This is a genomic window from Thiorhodococcus mannitoliphagus (assembly GCF_010915725.1).
In the GTDB taxonomy this organism is placed as follows: Bacteria; Pseudomonadota; Gammaproteobacteria; order Chromatiales; family Chromatiaceae; genus Thiorhodococcus; species Thiorhodococcus mannitoliphagus.
The window spans coordinates 1-468 of record NZ_JAAIJR010000464.1 but is presented as its reverse complement, the minus strand read 5'-3'; the positions used below and the strand labels follow the sequence as shown (position 1 = coordinate 468).

The 468-nt window shown below is 64.3% G+C and carries 1 pseudogene; it reads left to right on the top strand.

Annotation, left to right across the window (positions count from 1 at the left end):
- A pseudogene (locus G3480_RS28140) lies at positions 1-244 on the top strand (hypothetical protein); the annotation flags it as partial.
- Between the last annotated feature and the right edge of the window lie 224 nt (positions 245-468).

Here is a 468-nt window from a genome sequence, read left to right as displayed (position 1 = left end):
GCGCGTCACCGCCCGCACCGCGACACGAAACCAGCATGAATCATTGGGCGCCTTTTTGGGTCAGATTGAACTCCCTACCCTCTGGGTGCGTCTGCATGAGAAAGGCGGCAAGCACCACGAGATGCCCTGCCAGCACAATCTCAAGGATTGGCTGCGTGCGTACATCGAAGCGGCCGGGATCGCGGACGAGAAGGACGGCCCCTCTTCCGCACCGTGGACCGCAACACCAGGCAGATCGGCTTAAACCGCCTCGACCGGCAGCGCGCCTGGGCCATGGTCAAGCGCCGGGCCGCGCAGGCAGGGATCGAGACGGACGGTATTTGCAACCATACCTTCCGGGGCACGGCTCTGACGCACGAACAGTTCGCCTAGCGGAGAAAGTCGGCCAATCAGCCGATGAGCCGGCGCGCAGGGTCGAGAAAGCGGAATCGGCGGGTCGTGCCTGGGCGAGAATGGCGCCGGAATTGG